The 16,598-nt window shown below is 72.6% G+C and carries 18 protein-coding genes and 1 pseudogene; 14 read left to right on the forward strand and 5 right to left on the reverse strand.

What is annotated here, in order from left to right; translation table 11 throughout:
* Nucleotides 1–387: 387 nt before the first annotated feature.
* Nucleotides 388–600 (reverse strand): SlyX family protein, encoded by a 213-nt coding sequence (locus A5481_RS30790; RefSeq protein WP_048434330.1) that lies wholly within the window; start codon nt 598–600, stop codon nt 388–390.
* A gap of 78 nt (nt 601–678) precedes the next feature.
* Nucleotides 679–1,968: a L,D-transpeptidase family protein gene (locus A5481_RS30795; RefSeq protein ID WP_048434329.1), complete on the reverse strand. Its 1,290-nt coding sequence runs from the start codon at nt 1,966–1,968 to the stop codon at nt 679–681.
* Between the two features lie 298 nt (nt 1,969–2,266).
* On the opposite strand from A5481_RS30795, the gene A5481_RS30800 reads away from it, so the two are divergent.
* From A5481_RS30800 to A5481_RS30830, 7 genes are all read left to right on the forward strand, one after another.
* Nucleotides 2,267–2,611, forward strand: coding sequence for a hypothetical protein (locus A5481_RS30800; RefSeq protein ID WP_053082384.1), 345 nt, complete (start codon nt 2,267–2,269; stop codon nt 2,609–2,611).
* Nucleotides 2,612–2,670: 59 nt separating this feature from the next.
* A complete protein-coding gene (locus A5481_RS30805) occupies nt 2,671–3,657 on the forward strand; it encodes a DUF1775 domain-containing protein (RefSeq protein ID WP_048434327.1) in 987 nt (328 codons plus the stop codon).
* 133 nt (nt 3,658–3,790) lie between these two features.
* Nucleotides 3,791–4,060, forward strand: coding sequence for a hypothetical protein (locus A5481_RS30810; protein WP_048434326.1), 270 nt, complete (start codon nt 3,791–3,793; stop codon nt 4,058–4,060).
* A gap of 226 nt (nt 4,061–4,286) precedes the next feature.
* Entirely contained in the window at nt 4,287–5,564 is a 1,278-nt protein-coding gene (locus A5481_RS30815) for an O-acetylhomoserine aminocarboxypropyltransferase (RefSeq protein WP_048434325.1), read from the forward strand.
* 258 nt (nt 5,565–5,822) lie between these two features.
* Nucleotides 5,823–6,989, forward strand: a complete 1,167-nt coding sequence (locus tag A5481_RS30820) for a sensor histidine kinase (protein WP_048434324.1) — start codon at nt 5,823–5,825, stop codon at nt 6,987–6,989.
* Nucleotides 6,990–7,182: 193 nt separating this feature from the next.
* Nucleotides 7,183–7,617: a response regulator gene (locus A5481_RS30825; RefSeq protein ID WP_082173149.1), complete on the forward strand. Its 435-nt coding sequence runs from the start codon at nt 7,183–7,185 to the stop codon at nt 7,615–7,617.
* A gap of 27 nt (nt 7,618–7,644) precedes the next feature.
* Nucleotides 7,645–8,934, forward strand: a complete 1,290-nt coding sequence (locus tag A5481_RS30830; protein WP_048434322.1) for an O-acetylhomoserine aminocarboxypropyltransferase/cysteine synthase family protein — start codon at nt 7,645–7,647, stop codon at nt 8,932–8,934.
* A 48-nt stretch (nt 8,935–8,982) separates the two neighbouring features.
* Here the strand turns inward: A5481_RS30830 and A5481_RS30835 are convergent, their stop codons facing one another.
* Nucleotides 8,983–9,750 carry an SDR family oxidoreductase gene (locus A5481_RS30835; protein WP_048434321.1) on the reverse strand — a complete coding sequence of 256 codons (768 nt, stop codon included), beginning with the start codon at nt 9,748–9,750 and terminating at the stop codon, nt 8,983–8,985.
* A 169-nt stretch (nt 9,751–9,919) separates the two neighbouring features.
* On the opposite strand from A5481_RS30835, the gene A5481_RS30840 reads away from it, so the two are divergent.
* Entirely contained in the window at nt 9,920–10,954 is a 1,035-nt protein-coding gene (locus A5481_RS30840) for an L-idonate 5-dehydrogenase (RefSeq protein ID WP_048434320.1), read from the forward strand.
* A gap of 48 nt (nt 10,955–11,002) precedes the next feature.
* The gene (locus A5481_RS30845) at nt 11,003–12,082 is read left to right on the forward strand and encodes a LacI family DNA-binding transcriptional regulator (RefSeq protein WP_048434319.1); all 1,080 of its coding nucleotides are present in this window, start codon (nt 11,003–11,005) and stop codon (nt 12,080–12,082) included.
* 1 nt (nt 12,083) lies between these two features.
* On the opposite strand, the gene A5481_RS30850 is transcribed toward A5481_RS30845, so the two are convergent.
* A complete protein-coding gene (locus A5481_RS30850) occupies nt 12,084–12,299 on the reverse strand; it encodes a hypothetical protein (protein ID WP_048434318.1) in 216 nt (71 codons plus the stop codon).
* A 175-nt stretch (nt 12,300–12,474) separates the two neighbouring features.
* Entirely contained in the window at nt 12,475–13,272 is a 798-nt protein-coding gene (locus tag A5481_RS30855) for a DUF3750 domain-containing protein (protein WP_048434317.1), read from the reverse strand.
* Between the two features lie 140 nt (nt 13,273–13,412).
* Between A5481_RS30855 and A5481_RS30860 the strand changes: the two genes are divergently transcribed.
* The 5 genes and pseudogenes from A5481_RS30860 to A5481_RS30880 all read left to right on the forward strand — a co-directional run.
* Nucleotides 13,413–13,952, forward strand: coding sequence for a tellurite resistance TerB family protein (locus A5481_RS30860; protein WP_048434316.1), 540 nt, complete (start codon nt 13,413–13,415; stop codon nt 13,950–13,952).
* A gap of 16 nt (nt 13,953–13,968) precedes the next feature.
* A complete protein-coding gene (locus A5481_RS30865; RefSeq protein WP_048434315.1) occupies nt 13,969–14,811 on the forward strand; it encodes a DUF1206 domain-containing protein in 843 nt (280 codons plus the stop codon).
* Between the two features lie 21 nt (nt 14,812–14,832).
* Nucleotides 14,833–15,303 (forward strand): DUF3237 domain-containing protein, encoded by a 471-nt coding sequence (locus tag A5481_RS30870; RefSeq protein ID WP_048434314.1) that lies wholly within the window; start codon nt 14,833–14,835, stop codon nt 15,301–15,303.
* A 257-nt stretch (nt 15,304–15,560) separates the two neighbouring features.
* Nucleotides 15,561–16,130 carry a single-stranded DNA-binding protein gene (gene ssb, locus A5481_RS30875; RefSeq protein ID WP_048434313.1) on the forward strand — a complete coding sequence of 190 codons (570 nt, stop codon included), beginning with the start codon at nt 15,561–15,563 and terminating at the stop codon, nt 16,128–16,130.
* Nucleotides 16,131–16,293: 163 nt separating this feature from the next.
* Nucleotides 16,294–16,536: pseudogene (locus A5481_RS30880) on the forward strand (helix-turn-helix domain-containing protein); the annotation flags it as partial.
* Nucleotides 16,537–16,598 lie beyond the last annotated feature (62 nt).

Raw genomic sequence — 16,598 nt, forward strand, 5'->3', positions numbered from 1 at the left:
CCGGGCGATCTCGGGATCGGCATCGGCCAGCGACGCGGAGAAGAACGAGTTGGACCGGGAAGTGGCGGCGGTGCCCACGCTCATGATGGCCTCGGGTTTCCTCGGGGACCGCCCGGACGGAGCGCCGGTGCGGACAGTAAGTTGCTGGGATCGGCCGGCTTCTACACGCGGGCGACCGAGAGTCCAAGGCCGCGGCACACGGACCTTCCGCCGCGCGCAGCGCTTCGTGCCCCGGACCTCGCATCGGCGCGATCGATGCCGGCGACCGGTCCGTCGGACCCGATCCGCGCGCAGATTGGATTTGAAACGGAGCGATGGAAACTCAAAAAAATTGAAGGCGCCGTTGGGGAAAATTCGGGGCCTCTCCGTCTCCCGCGGCACCGCCGGTCAGTAATGCGGCGGCGGCGGCTCGTCGCCGGCCTCGGCCGGGCGCTCGGCCATCTCGCGCACCCGCTCGCGCAGGGCGGCGAGGTGCCGCGTCAGCAGGTCGATCGCGCTCCACTGCTCGGTAACGATGCGGTTCAGGTCCTCGATCGTCGCGTCCTGGTGGGCGATGCGGGTCTCGAGCGCGTCGAGGCGGGAATTCGGATCGTCGGTCATGCGGTGTCCTCCTGCGACAACGCGAAACGGCCCGGGCTCTCGCCCGGGCCGTCGTCACGATGAACCGATGCGCGGCGATCAGTTGGTCTGATCGTCGTCGGCGTCGGGGTTGAAGTTGCGCGGGCCGGCGGCGGCGGCGGCCATCGAGGCGGTCGGGGCGCCGGCACCGTCGCGCTTGTAGATGTCGTCGCGGAACTGCACGAGGCCGTCCGGGGTGGACCAAGCGGTGATGTAGGTCCAGTAGACCGGGATCGGCGCCGTCGGCCGGGCATCGACGCGCTGGCCGCTCTGGATGATCTGCTCGATCGTGTCCGGGTTGGCGTTCGGGGTGCCCTGCAGGATCCAGGACACGTATTCGCGCACGTTCTGCACGCGCACGCAGCCCGAGGAGACGAAGCGGAAATCGTCGCCGAAGATGCCCTTGGCCGGCGTGTCGTGCATGTACACGCCGTGCGGGTTCGGGATGTTGATCCGCACGAAGCCCATCGAGTTCAGGTCGACGCCCGGATCCTGGCGGAAGCGGTAGCGGGTCGCCTCGTCCGAGTGCCAGTTGACCTGGGACGGCGGGATCTCGCGGTCGCCGTTGAAGATGCGAATCTTGTTGTCCGTCAGGTAGGACGGATCCTTCTGCATCTTCGGGATCAGGTCCTTCTTGATGATCGAGGCCGGCACCGTCCAGAAGGGGTTGAAGTTCACCTCCTGGATCTTGGCGTTCATGATCGGCGACTGGCGGTCGATCTTGCCGACGCCGGCGGCGTGGCGGGTCGCGACGTGGTCGCCGTCGACCGTCTCGACGAGGGCCGCCGGAATGTTCACGATGACGTAGCGCTCGCCGAGATTGCCCGAGTAGGAGCGCAGGCGCACCGCGTTCAGCTCGAGCTGGCGCAGGCGTACGTCGGCCGGCACGTTCATCGCCTGCACGGTGGTGACGTTCATCGCGCCGGTCTGGTTCAGGCCGTGGCGGGCCTGGAAGCGGCGCACGCCGGCATCGACGTAGGAATCGTAGACCGGCGAGGAGCCGGCGGCCGGGTCGAGGTCGCCCGAGACGATCAGGCGCTGGCGGAGCGCCGTCACCGCCGGGCTCTTCGAACCGACGCGCAGGCGCTCGGCGCCCGACACGGACTGCCAGCCGCCGCGGGCCACGATGTCGCGGTAGCGCTCGACCATCTGCTCGGTCGCCGCCAGGGTCTGGGGCGAGAGGATCGGCGTGTTGGAGCGCTGCACCCGCATCGTCGCGGCGGAATCGTAGTTCTGCGCCCACTCGGCCTGCGCGAGGGAGCCGCCCCGATCCTGGGCCAGGGCCGGGAAGGCGGTGGCGGCCAGGAGAGCGAGGCCGAGCGAACCGGTGAGGGAAGCGCGTGTCAGCATGGGAAATCTGCTCTCGAACCTTGCGGGGGCGACGATTCCGAACAAGACGGCCTCGCGGCCGGGTTGCGCCCCATTCTATGGCCCGTGACGGTGCCGGGATGCGGTTAAGACACTATGAGGAGCGGGCCAGAATGTGGCGCCGGGCGGGCATGGCTGTGAAGCGCCGAGCTGAGCTGTGGACTGCGGTAATTGTGCAACGTGCGCGGCGCGGCCCGCGCGCCGCGCGCCGTGGCGCAACCCCGCCGCCTCGGCTATGCCTGCCGGGATGAGCGATCTCGGGCACCGATCGGGCGGGAGGATGGCGCGCTGGCGCGCCCTCGCCGCCGTGCTGTCGCTCTACGGGCTGCTCCTCCAGGTCTTCCTCGTCGGCCTCAGCCCCGCTCCCGTCGCGGCCGCCTCCGGCTTCCTGTGCCAGGGCCACCATGAGGGCCGCCGGGAACCGGCGGGACGCGACGGCCCGGCCCAGGCTCACGCCTGCTGCCCCATGGCCTGCGCCGATCCCTTCGCGCCGCCGGTGCCGGCGGCCGGGCCGGCCTTTCCGCCTCGGGCCGCCACCGGCCTGACCTGGCGCGGCGCGGCGATCACGGCCTCGCGGGGTCCGGCCGCCGGCTCGGCCTCCGCCCGCGGTCCCCCCGCCGCGTGACCCGCGAGCCGGGCGGCGCGCCGCCCTCCCCCGTCACGCTTCTTCCGGATCCGAATCCCATGACGTTCCCGCTCCGCGCCGGCCTCGCCGCCGCGCTTTCCCTCGTTGCCGCCCCCGCCCTCGCCCACGCGGTCCTCGGCGTCACGCAGGCCAGCCCGAACCAGACCTATCGCGGCGTGGTCCAGATCGGCCACGGCTGCGAGGGACGCGCCACCACCGGCCTCACCGTCACGATCCCCGAGGGCGTGATCGACGCCAAGCCGATGCCGAAGGCCGGCTGGCAGCTCTCGACCGTCAAGGGCGCCTATGCCCGTCCCATCCCGTCCCACCACGGCACGATCGCCGAGGGCGTGAAGGAGATCACCTGGACCGGCGGTCCGCTGCCCGACGACCAATACGACGAGTTCGTGTTCCAGGCCCGCCTCACCGATGCGGTCGCCCCGGGCGGCACGGTCTACTTCCCGGTGCGCCAGGTCTGCGACGGCGCCGTCGCGGACTGGCGCGAGGTGCCCGCCGCCGGCCGGTCGGCCCGCGACCTGGCATCCCCGGCGCCGGGCGTGCGCATCGTGGCGGCGGCCGACGGGGGGCCCGCTCCCGCCGCGATGCCCGCTCCCGCCGCCGCCGGCCCGGTAAAGGCCGGCGACCTCGCCATCGCGCAGCCCTGGATCCGCGCGACGCCGGGCGGCGCCAAGGTGGCGGGCGGCTACCTGCAGGTCACCAACACCGGCACCGAGCCCGACCGGCTGGTCTCGGCCTCGATCCCGCTGGCGGCCCGCGGCGAGGTGCACCAGATGTCGATGGACAAGGGCGTGGCCCGGATGGCGCCGGTGGAGGCCGGCCTCGTCATCAAGCCCGGCGAGACCGTGGTGCTGAAGCCGGGCGGCTACCACCTGATGTTCCTCGACCTCAAGGGCCCGGTGAAGGCCGGCGACACCCTGGACGGCAGCCTCACCTTCGAACGGGCCGGGACGGTGCCGGTGCGTTTCCAGGTCGGCGCCATCGGGGCGTCGGCGCCGGAGGCCGCGGGCGGCCACCAGCACCATTGAGGGGGAGCCTCAGGCCTGTGACGTTTCGGTAACGACGCCGGCGGAACGCGCAGGCCCCCCGCCACTTCCGCCCGGCCCGGCCGTTATCGCCTCGACGGGCCGGCCTCCTGCCGGCCGCCACGGAGTGACGAACATGAAGCTCAGGCTCCTTGCCGCCCTCGCCCTCTCGACCGTCGCGCTCGCCGGCGCCGCCGAGGCGCAGGGCATCCCCGGCGGGATGCAGCGCGGCGCCCGCGAGGGCAACCGCGTCGCCGGTCCGGTCGGCGGCATCGTGGGCGGCGCGGTCGGCGGGGCCGTCGGCGGCGTCAACGGCGTACTCGGCATCGATCCGGGCCGGCGCGCCTACCGCACGAACCTGCGCGGCCGGCACTACCACCACCGCCGGCACCGGCATTATCGCTGAGGCGGGCGCGGGGCGGGCGAGATCGGATCGCCCGCATCCCGGTTCGCCGGATGGATCTTTCCCTCGCGGCCCGATCTGTGGACGTTGCTTCTCCCGGATGGTCGAGAGGCTCTCCCTCGCAGCAAAACGTCGGGTTTTACTGTCGCGGCGAGGGCGCGGCGGCGCTTGACCCTCAGGCCCGGCGAGTCCTAATCACGTCGCCACAAGACCGACGCCCGAGGACGCCATGACCGACCGCCAGCCCGGCTTCAACACCCTCGCGATCCATGCCGGCGCGGCCCCGGACGCCGCCACCGGCGCGCGGGCGACGCCGATCTACCAGACGACCTCGTTCGTGTTCGACGACGTCGACCACGCCGCCTCGCTGTTCGGGCTGCAGGCCTTCGGCAACATCTACAGCCGCATCACCAACCCGACCAACGCGGTGCTGGAGGAGCGCATCGCCGCGCTCGAGGGCGGCACCGCCGCCGTCGCGGTCGCCTCCGGCCACGCCGCCGAGTTCCTGGTGATGCACGCCCTGATGCAGCCGGGCGACGAGTTCATCGCGGCCAACAAGCTGTACGGCGGCTCGATCAACCAGTTCAACCACTCCTACAAGAACTTCGGCTGGAACGTCGTCTGGGCCGATACCGACGACCCGGCCTCGTTCGAGGCGGCGATCACGCCGCGCACCAAGGCGATCTTCATCGAGTCGATCGCCAATCCGGGCGGCGTGATCACCGACATCGCGGCGATCGCCCAGGTCGCCAAGCGCCACAACATCCCGCTCATCGTCGACAACACCATGGCGACGCCGTACCTGATCCGGCCGTTCGAGCACGGCGCCGACATCGTGGTCCACTCGGCCACCAAGTTCCTCGGCGGCCACGGCAACTCGATCGGCGGCCTGATCGTCGACGGCGGCTCGTTCAACTGGGCGGGCGACGCCCGCTACCCGATGCTGTCGCAGCCCCGGCCGGAATATGCCGGCATGGTCCTCTCGGAGACGTTCGGGAATTTCGGCTTCGCCATCGCCGTGCGGGTGCTCGGCCTGCGCGACCTCGGGCCGGCCCTGTCGCCGTTCAACGCCTTCCTGATCATCAACGGCATCGAGACTCTGCCGCTGCGGATGCAGCGCCATTCCGACAATGCGAGGACCGTGGCCGAGCACCTGAGCCGCCACCCGGCGGTGGCCTGGGTGAGCTATCCGGGCCTCGAGAGCGACCGCTACCACCAGCTGCACAAGCGGTACTGCCCGCACGGCGCCGGCGCGGTGTTCACCTTCGGCCTCAAGGGCGGCTACGAGGCCGGCGTGGCGCTGGTCTCGAACCTGAAGCTGTTCTCGCACCTCGCCAATATCGGCGACACCCGCTCGCTGGTGATCCACCCGGCCTCGACCACCCACCGCCAGCTCACCGACGAGCAGAAGACCCGGGCCGGCGCCGGCCCGGAGGTGGTGCGCCTCTCCATCGGCATCGAGGACCCGCGCGACCTGATCACCGATCTCGACCAGGCGCTCGCCTGAGGCCGGAGACCGGAGACTTGGGCCCGGCCGCGATGCGGCCGGCTCGCCCCTCGCGACCGATCCGCGGCAAAAGATCCACGCGAGACCGATCCTCCTTCCGCTGAGGCGCGGGCGGCCAGGGAAAAATTCTTGCAAGCATTGCGGCAGCTCCTCGTCCCGTGATCTACTGTGCGCGTCCGGATCCGGCGCCGCCTGAATTCGCGCGCGCCGCTTCCGGCCGGGACGCGGACCGCCTGGGCGGGACTGGAGGCTGGTGCGATGGTCGCCCGCGATGCCGACGCCGAACGCGCCCCTCGCGACGAGGCCGCACGCCAGCGCGACATCCACGAGGACACCGCCCGGCTGCGCAGCCTGCTGCACGAAGCCCGCCTCCGGACGGAGCGGCAGCCTGGCTATCCCGGCTCCACCGCCGAGTGGGAAGCCCGGCTCGCCACCGCCGAGGAGCTGAACGCGCGGCTGCGGGCGAGCGAGGCCTTCACCGCCCGCCTCCTGGCGGCGAGCCGCGACAGCATCCAGGTCCTCGCCCTCGACGGGACGGTGCAGTGGGTGAGCGAGGCCGGCCGCGCGGCGGACCTCCGGCCCGGCGAGGCGGTGATCGGCACGGACTGGGCCGCGGCCTGGCGGGACGGCGACCGCGTCGCCGCCGAGGTGGCGCTCGCGGCCGCCCGGACCGGCCGCACCGGGCGCTTCCGTGCCCCCTCCGGCAGCCGCGTGGCCCCGCGCTGGTGGGACGTGGTGGTCTCGGCCATCCAGGGCCCCGACGGCCACCCGGAACGCCTGCTCGCGGTCGCCCGCGACGTGACCGAGGCGCAGCGGGCCGAGGAACAGCAGGCGCTGCTGATGCAGGAGATGGCGCACCGGGTGAAGAACACCCTGGCGCTGGTCCAGGCCGTCGCCGCCCAGACCCTGCGCAGCGCCGTCTCGGTCGAGGCGGCCATGGAGGCGTTCAACGGCCGCCTGATGGCGCTCTCGGACGCGCACGACGTGCTGATCCGCGGCGCCTGGGCGGCGGCCGACCTCGCGGCGGTGGTCGACGGCGTGATGGCGCCGCATCTCGACGCGGTGGCCGGCCGCTTCGCCGCGTCCGGCCCGGCGATCAGCCTCGGGCCGCGGGCGGTCCTCACCCTGTCGCTGATGCTGCACGAGCTCGCCACCAACGCGGGCAAGTACGGCGCCCTGTCGAGCCCGGCGGGGCGGGTGGCGGTCACCTGGGCGCTGTCGGACGGGGCGTCGCTGCGCCTGCGCTGGCAGGAGAGCGGCGGCCCGCCCGTCGCGCCGCCGCGCCGCGAGGGGTTCGGCTCGCGGCTGATCGAGCGCAGCCTGGTGCACAGCTTCGGCGGCCGGGTGAGCCTGCTGTTCCCGCCCGAGGGCGCGGTGATGGAGCTCGAGGCGCCGCTCGCCGCGATGCAGGACGGGATCGCGTAGCAGTCCCCCGGACGGGATCGCGAAGCGATCAACCGGGACGGGAGCGGGTGACGATCCGCGTTCGCCGACCCGGCGGATGGTTCCCGGGCCGGGGCTACCTGACGCATGGTCGGGCCCTGCCTCCTGCCACGCTTGACCCCCGGCATGCGGACCCATAGGCAGCAACCTTTCGTCCCCGCCCGCATTGGCCGCGATGACATCTGATCCGGATCGAACGCCCCGCGACGCGCACGAGGAGGGGCACAGCCCCGCCTGCGACGCCGCCCCCGTGGTGCTCCTCGTCGAAGATGACGGCCTCTTGCTGATGGAGGCCGCCGACACCCTGGCCGAGGCCGGGTTCACCGTGCTGGAGGCGCCGCACGCCGACCAGGCGCTGAAGGTGCTGGAGAGCCGGCCCGACGTCGAGCTCCTGATGACCGACGTCGACATGCCGCTCGGCTCGATGAACGGCTTCGCGCTGGCCCGCCTGGTCTCGCGGCGCTGGCCGCGCATCCCGGTGCTGGTGGTGTCCGGCATGGGCAGCCCCGGCCCGCACGACATGCCGCCGGGCGCCCGCTTCATCCCCAAGCCCTACGCGCCCTCCGCCCTGGTGCGGACCCTGCACGACACCGTGCGCCGCGCCGCCTGATACGCCTTTTGCGGACTCGAAGCCCCGATGACCGATCCGACCAAGCTCCACTTCGCCACCCGGGCCGTCCACGCCGGCACCGCCCCGGACCCGGCCACCGGCGCCCGGGCGCAGCCGATCTACTTCACCAACGGCTTCGTGTTCGAGTCGAACGAGCAGGCCGCCGACATCTTCGCGATGCGGGCGACCGGGTTCTCGTATTCCCGCGGCTCCAACCCGACGGTGGCGGCCCTGGAGCGCCGGGTCGCCGCGCTCGAGGGCGCCAAGGCGGCGATCGCGGTGGCCTCCGGCCAGTCGGCGATGCTGCTCGTCCTGATGACCCTGATGCAGTCGGGCGATGCCTACGTCGCCTCCTCGCGGCTGTTCGGCGGCTCGCTCGGCCTGATGCGCCGGCTCGAGGGCCGCTACGATCTCGTGCCGCAATTCACCCGCGGCCTGACGCCGGAGGATTTCGAGCAGGCGATCACCGAGAAGACCCGGGCGATCGTCTGCGAGTCGATCGTCAACCCGTGCGGCACGGTGATCGACCTCGAAGGCGTCGCCGCGGTGGCGCACCGGCACGGCCTGCCGCTCATCGTCGACAACACCCTCGCCTCCCCGGCCCTGATCCGGCCGATCGAGCACGGCGCCGACATCGTCGTCCACTCGACCTCGAAGTTCCTGTCGGGCTCCGGCACGGTGATCGGCGGCATCGTCTGCGACGGCGGCCGCTTCGACTGGAAGGCGTCCGGTCGCTACAACCTCATCAACGAGCCCTGGCCGGACTATGACGGCCTCGTCGTCTCCGAGCGCTTCCCCGAGACCGCCTTCGCGGTCGCCTGCCGGCTGTTCGGCCTGCGCGACCTCGGCCCCGGCCTGTCGCCGATGAACGCCTTCCTGACGCTGACCGGCACCGAGACCCTGCCGCTGCGCATGGAGCGCCACTGCGCCAACGCCCGGGCGGTGGCGGCCTTCCTGAAGGACCACCCGAAGGTGGCCTGGGTGAGCTATCCCTCGCTGCCGGGCCAGCCCGGGGAAGCGATGGCGAACCGCTACGTGCCGCAGGGCGCCGGCTCGATCTTCACCGTCGGGTTCAAGGGCGGCGAGGCGGCGGCGCAGAAGTTCATCACCGGGCTCAACCTGATCTCGCACCTCGTCAATATCGGTGAGATCAAGTCCCTGGCGATCCACCCGGCGACCACGACCCACCGCCAGCTCCCCGCCGCCGACAAGGAGGCCGCGCGGGTCGGCCCGGACACGGTGCGCCTGTCGATCGGGCTCGAATCGATCGAGGACCTGATCGCCGACGTGGCCCAGTCGCTCGACGCGCTGGACTGAGGCGGGCCGGTCGCGGCGGAGATCCGGACGCGGTCGGCCGGATCCTCGTCAGAGCGTCGCCAGCACGCCGCCGTCGACGTACAGGATCTGCCCGTTGACGAAGTCCGACGCCGCCGAGGCGAGGAAGATCGCCGCGCCCTGCAATTCCTCGACCCGGCCCCAGCGCCCGGCGGGGGTGCGGTTCCTGAGCCAGGCATCGAACTCGGGATTGTCGATCAGCGCCTGGTTGAGCGGCGTCGCGAAGTAGCCCGGGCCGATGCCGTTCACCTGCAGGCCGTGGCGGGCCCAGTCGGTGCACATGCCCTTGGTCAGGTTCTTCACAGCGCCCTTCGAGGCGGTGTAGGGGGCGATCGAGTAGCGCGCCGCCTCGCTCTGCAGGCTGGCGATGTTGATGATCTTGCCGCGCCGGCGCCCGATCATGTGCCGGGCCACCGCCTGGCCGACGTAGAACACGCTGTCGAGGTTGACCCGCATCAGCTCGTGCCAGGTCTCGATCGGATAGTCCTCGAGGGGCGCGCGGCGCTGGATGCCGGCATTGTTGACCAGGATGTCGAGCGGGCCGATCTCGGCCTCGATCCGGTCGACGCCCGCCCGCACGGCCCCCGCATCCGACACGTCGAAGGCGGCGGCCTCGGCGGTGAGACCCTCGGCCCTCAGGCCCGCCACCGCGGCGTCGAGCTTGGCCCCGTCGCGGCCGTTCAGCACGATCGCCGCCCCGGCGCGGCCGAGGCCGAGCGCCAGCGACAGGCCGATGCCCTGGCTGGACCCGGTCACGAGGGCACGGCGGCCCGACAGATCGAACAAGGCAGTCGACACAGGCGCGTTCCTCGTCTCCGGCGCCGCCGGTCCGGCAGCCTTCCAGGGCCGCTCCGGCGGTTGCGCTCGTGCCGCGAAGGAAGCATGGTACCGATACCAAAGCAAGCGGCATCCCGGCGCCGAGACCGTCGCGCTATCGGGGGACCGGATTTCGGAGGAGACGAGGCCCATGACGCTCGCCGCACGCATCCACGCCGCCAAGGACCTGCGGATCGAGGCGATCGCCTTGCGCGAGCCGGAGGCGGACGAGGTCGTGGTGGCGCTCGGCGCCGGCGGCATCTGCGGCTCGGACCTGTCGTATTACGGCAAGGGCCGGGTCGGCGACTTCTCGCTCCGCGAGCCGATGGTGCTCGGCCACGAGGTCGCCGGCACGGTGACCCGGGTCGGCCGCGACGTGACGAGCGTCAGGCCCGGCGACCGGGTCGCCGTCGATCCGAGCCGGCCCTGCCTGTCCTGCGACTATTGCCGCGCCGGCCGCTCGAACCTGTGCCGCAACATGCGCTTCTTCGGCTCGGCGGCGATCTTCCCGCACGTCCAGGGCGGCTTCAGCGAGACCTTCCTGGCCCGGGCCGACCAGTGCGTGCCGATCCCCGATTCGATGCCGATGCGGGTCGCGGCCTGCGGCGAGCCGCTGGCGGTGGCGCTCCACGGCATCCGCCGGGCCGGCGAGCTGCTCGGCCGCCACGTCCTGATCGCCGGTGCCGGACCGATCGGGCTCCTCTGCCTGATGGCCGCGAAGCTGGCGGGCGCACGCCGCATCGTCTGCACCGACCTCGCCGACGCCCCGCTCGCCATCGCCCGCGAGATCGGCGCCGCCGAGACCGTCAACGTCGCCTCCGAGCCGGAGCGGCTGGCCGCCTACGAGGCCGACAAGGGCACCTTCGACGTCGCGCTGGAGGCGACCGGCGCGCCGGCGGCCCTCGCCTCCCTGTTCCGGGTGGTGCGGCCCGGCGGCCGGGTGGTGCAGCTCGGCATGATGCCGCCGGGCGACGTGCCGGTCAATCTCCTGATGGCCCGCGAGATCGACTTCGTCGGCGCCTTCCGCTTCCACGAGGAGTACCGCACCGCCGTCGCGCTCCTCGCCGCCGGACGGATCGACGTCGCGCCGATCCTGTCGGCCGAGTTGCCGATGTCCCGCGCCGACGAGGCCTTCGCGCTGGCCGCCGACCGCGCCCGGGCGATCAAGGTGCACCTCGCCTTCTAGGACCCGGCCATGGCCGGGTCGCGGCCTCCCGCCCGACGGGCGCCGACGATGCGCGACGTGTCGCGCCTCGCCGGGGTCTCGCCGATGACGGTCTCGCGCACCCTCGCCGATCCCGGGCTCGTCTCGGAGGAGGCGCGGCGCCGGGTGCTGGCGGCGGTCGACCAGCTCGGCTACGTGCCGGATCGCGGCGCGGGGAGCCTGTCGTCGCGCCGCACCGGCTTCGTCGCCCTGATCGTCCCGAGCCTGATCAATCCTAACTTCGCCGACACCGCCGCCGGCCTCACCGCCGCGATGCGCCCGCGCGGCTACCAGCCGCTCATCGGGGTCACCGGCTACTCGGTGTCCGAGGAGGAGGTTGTCCTGCGCGCGATGCTGTCGCGCCGCCCCGATGCGATCGTGGTGTCGGGCATGCACCGCTCGCCGGCCGCACGCGACCTCCTCGCCCGGGCCGGCGTCCCGGTGGTGGAGATCTGGGACCGGCCCGAGGCGCCGATCGACCGGGCGGTGGGATTCTCGAACTACGCGGTGGGCCGGCTCGCGGCCGAGACGCTCGTCGCCAAGACCCGTGTCGCCAGAACCGATATCGCCAGGAGCAATGTCGCCAGGACCGGCGCGGCGCGCAGGACGGAAGGCGCGGTCCGCATCGCCGGGCTCGGGCCGGCGCGCACCGGCGAGACCCGCGACTTCCGCGGCGAGGAGCGCCTGCGGGGGTTCCGCGACGGCCTCGCCGCGGCGGGGCTCGCCGACGCGCCGATCCTGCATCACGGGTCGGTGGCGGGCGCCTTCACGCAGGGAGCCGAGGCGATGGCCGCGCTGCTCGCCCGCGGCGGGGCGGAGGCGGTGTTCCTCGTCTCCGACATTCCGGCCTTCGGCGCCCTGATGGAGTGCCGGCGCCGCGGGATCCGGGTACCGGAGGACGTGCAGATCCTCGGCTTCGGCGATTTCGAGATCGGGCGGCAATGCGTGCCACGGCTCTCGACCATCGCGGTCGACGCGGCGGAGATCGGCCGGCGGACCGGCGCGCTCGTGCTCGATCTCCTCGACGGAGTGGCGGCGGACCCGGCGGTGATCGATCTCGGGTTCAGTCTCCTCCTCCGCGAGACGACCGTGGCGGAGAGCGGCGGCTAGGTCAGACCGGGCGCGGCTCCGGCGCCTGGCGTGCGCGCAGCACCGGGGCGACGGCATCGCGCTCGTCCGCCTCCGTGGGATTCCGCGCCGCGCCCGACGGCTCGACCGGCGGAAACAGGTCCTGCAGCCCACGCGACACGCCGGCCAGGACCGGAGCGAAGGGGCCCGCGAACGGGGGCGGCACGGAGTCGGCCTTGACGAAACGGGAGCTGGACATGATGCGATGCGAGCCTCGGGACTGGGCTCAACGCACCGGCTGGTGACTTGGTTCACGGCCTGCGGGTCAAGTTTCAGCAACTTCGCGCAATGATGCGAACGGGCAACATGGGCCGCCGTGGAGCCCGGCTCCTGCCCCGCATGAAGGACGGCAGGCGCACCGGGGATGGGAGGGTTCAGCTCCGCGCCGTCGGGGCGATCAGCGTCTCGGTCGCGCCCGCCGGGTCCATGCCGATGCGGCCCCAGCCCGGCAGCTTCAGGGCCGGCCGGCGCAGGTCGAGGCCCGCCACCGCGCCGAGGATGTTGAGCTCGATCCCCTCGACCCAGCCGAGGGTGAGGCCGAGATAGCCCCTGCCCGAGAGCTGCACCCCGGTGCGGCTCGGCGTCCAGTCGACGAGGTTCTCCGAGAAATCCTTGCCGAGGGCGGTCGGCGGAAGGGCCACGGCGAGGTCCGGCACCGCCCGCAGCACGTAGGCGACGAAGGTGTTGGAGTTCGGCCCCGGCCAGGCGCTGTAGCTGCCCGCCTTCCGGTGGGGATAGGCCGCCACCGCCTCCCGGATCCGCGGCACGACGCGGGACGCCGCCTCGCCGTCGAGGGCGAGCACGACCTGCGGCGGGTTGCCGAACCAGCGCGCATCCGCCGCGTAGGCGTCGGTGCGCACCGGCAGGCCCCAGCCGACCACGTCGTAGCGGGTGTAGCGCGGGGCGCCGGCCTCCTTGACGACGATCCAGGTATGGTGGGCGAAGATGCCCCGCCAGCGCCCGACCCGGGCGGCGTAGATCCGGACCTTCGCCTCCGGCGCCGTGGCCGCGGCGGGCAGGAGCCGGGCGCTCGACCAGTCGGCCGTGGCCCAGTCCGGGGCGAGGTCGTCGCGGCTCCACCACCACAAGGCGTGGGCGGCGAGCGGCAGCAGGAACAGGAGGACGAGCGCGAGCACGGCGGTGCGCGCGAGCCAGGCCAGGTCGAGAAGCATGACCGAGAAGATGGTCTCCCACGCGCCGAGTCGCAACGGACGCGATGGCGCAACGGGCCCGTCATTCCCTGGCGAACCGGAGCCGCACGAGACCGTTGTCGGCAAGGAAAGTGGGTGTCGAACGTGGACGGGAGAGCGCGATGGCCGAGGTGAAACGGGTGCTGGACGCCCTGGTGCGCAGCCGCCGCGGCGGGCTGGCGGCCTCCGCCGCCCTCGGCGGGCTGGCGCTGATCGCGGGACTGGCGGTGCGCGCGACGCAGCGCGAGGTGCCGGCCGGCGAGCGGCCGGCCGGCACGGCAGCGTCCGGCACGCCGTTCGACGCCGCCGCGCTCAGCGAGGACGACGCGACCCTGTGCCTGCGCATCATGGTGGCGGCCTCGGCCGCCGACGGAATGATCGACGCCCGCGAGCGCGAGCGCCTCGACGCCGCGGTCGCCGAATCCGGTCTCGATCTCGCCGGCCGGCAGTGGCTCGCCCGCGAGCTCGAGGACCCGGCGACGATCGACGAGATCGCCGACCGGGTGCAGAACCGCGAGACAGGCGCCCGGGTCTACGCCGCCGCCCGCCTCGCCATCGATCCGGACACGATGCAGGAGCGCACCTTCCTGCGGATGCTCGCCGAGGCCCTCGACCTCGACGAGGCCTCGGTCTCCCGGGTCGAGACCGGCCTCGCGGCCTGAGCGGAGACGGGCAATCATGCAAGCCGCCGGCCGGCACGCGCTCGAAATGCTGGCCCGCCTCGGCTACGGCGCGCGGGGCGTCACCTACTGCCTCGTCGGCGGCCTCGCCGTCCTGGCGGCGATCGGCGTCGGCGGCCAGACCGGGGGCAGCCGCAGCGCCCTGCTGATCCTGCTCGAGCGGCCCTTCGGCTGGTTGCTCCTCGGGCTCGTGGCCTTCGGCCTCGCCGCCTTCGCGCTGTGGCGGGTGGTGGAGGCGCTCACCGATGCCGACGGCTACGGCCGCTCGGCCAAGGGGCTGGCGACCCGGGCCGGCCACCTCGTCAGCGGCGTCACCTATGGCGGCCTCGGCTTCTCGATGATGATGGCGGCACTCGGCCGCGGAACTGCCCGCAGGGCCGAGGACCAGGGCGCCCGCGACTGGACCGCCTGGCTCTTGCAGCAGCCCTTCGGCCAGTGGCTCGTCGGCACGGTCGGGCTGATCGTCGTCGGCGCCGGTCTCGCCTTCGCGTGGAAGGCCTGGAAGGGCGACGTGTGCAAGCGCCTGTCGGTGCCCCACGACGCCCGCGACTGGGTGCGACACGTCGGCCGCTTCGGCTACGCCGCCCGGGCGCTGACCTTCGGGCTGATCGGCGGCTTCCTGATCGCGGCGGCGCTCGCCAGCCGGTCGAGCGAGGTGAAGGGCCTCGGCGGCGCCCTGCAGACCCTGCGCGGCGAGCCCTACGGCTGGATCCTGCTCGGCCTCACCGCCGCGGGTCTCGCCGCCTTCGGGGTGTTCGGCCTCGTCCAGGCCCGCTATCGCCGCATCGACCCGCCGGACCTCGACGCCGCCCGCCGCGCCGTGAAGGATATCGCCGGATAGACGCGATTCGGGGGAGACACGATGGACGCGCCGCTGCCGCTCGGCACCGAGTTCCTGTTCCGCATGAGCCTGACGGTGGGAGCGCCGCAAGCCGTCGGCCCCTCCCGCGGCACCGACCTGCGCATCGTGCCGGTCACCGGCGGCACGGTCGCGGGGCCACGCCTCGCCGGCGAGGTGCTGCCCGCCCCCGCCGGCGACTGGCTCAGGGTCGAGCCCGACGGCACGACCCATCTCGACGTGCGCCTGACAGTGCGGACGTCGGACGGCAGCCTCGTCTCGTGCCAGTATACCGGCCTGCGCGCCGGCCCGCCGGAGGTGCTGGCCCGCCTCGGCCGCGGCGAGGCGGTGGCGCCGGACGCCTACTACTTCCGTACGGCCCTGCGCTTCGAGACCGGGGCGCCGGACCTCGCCTGGCTCACCCGGATCCTCGCCGTGGGGGTCGGGCAAAGGCGGCCGGAGGGACCGGTCTACGACGTATACGGCGTGCTGTGAGGCCGCCTCGCCGGGGCTCTCGCGACGGCCGGGCCGGCTGTGGATGGATCGTCGCGCACCCGGCTTGCTCCGCCCCTCGAACAAATATAGAACATGGTCAGGCCCCGGCAGCGGGCACGATGTGTGTGTAGCGGGCACAAGGCGCCCGCTCCCCTTGCCGGTCCCGGCCTGTTCGGCCCAACTCGCGAGACCGAAGCGGTGGTCCGCGGCGTCGGCCGGGCATGCGCCCGAGTGAGATGGAACGAGAGGAGAGCGTGATGGCGGGCAGCGTGAACAAGGTGATCCTGGTGGGCAATCTCGGGCGCGACCCCGAGACCCGCCGGCTGGCGTCCGGCGACCCGGTGGTGAACCTGCGCCTGGCCACGTCCGAGTCCTGGAAGGACAAGGCGTCGGGCGAGCGCAAGGAGAAGACCGAGTGGCACTCGGTCGTGATCTACAACGAGAACCTGGCCCGCGTCGCCGAGCAGTACCTGCGCAAGGGTTCGAAGGTCTACGTCGAGGGCCAGCTCCAGACCCGCAAGTGGCAGGACCAGTCCGGCGCCGAGAAGTACACGACCGAGATCGTGCTGCAGCGCTTCCGCGGCGAGCTGACGATCCTGGACGGCCGCGGCGGCGGCGGCGAGGGCGGCATGTCCGAGATGGGCGGCGACGACATGGGCGGCGGCCAGATCAGCCGCGGCGGCGATTACGGCGGTGGCGGCGGCGGCCGCAGCTCCGGCGGCGGGCGCTCGTCCTCCGGCGGCGAGCGGCGCCCGGCCCCGTCGTCCGGCGGTGGCGGCGGCAATCAGAAGCGCTACGACGACCTGGACGACGATATCCCGTTCTAGGTTCAAGTGCGGACATCGGTTTTCGGACCGGCGACCGTTGGATCAAGGCAAAAGAACTGCAGCCCGGATCGACCGATCCGGGCTGCAGTTCCTTGAAATGAAAGCAATGTTTGATCCTGCGGTGTGGTGGTACGATTGACCACCATGCTGCGAGGGATGCGCTATGGGCCAAATTCTTCACGGCAGCGCCCGCACGACAGAGGCAGTCCGTCGCGCGATACAGCTACGTCAAGAGAGCGTGAGAGCGGCCGCCAAGCGCTACGGCGTCAGCCCGACGACGATCCAGAAGTGGCGTGATCGAGAGACGACGACCGATGCCGCCATGGGTCCGAAGGAGCCGCGCTCGACGACGCTGACGCCGGAGGAAGAGGCGATCGTCGTCGCTTTTCGGCGGCATACCCTGCTGCCGCTGGACGATTGCACGGTACACGACACCGCGACCTTGGCCCGACCATAGGGGCGGACGAT

The sequence above is a fragment of the Methylobacterium platani genome, assembly GCF_001653715.1.
Classification (GTDB): domain Bacteria; phylum Pseudomonadota; class Alphaproteobacteria; order Rhizobiales; family Beijerinckiaceae; genus Methylobacterium; species Methylobacterium platani.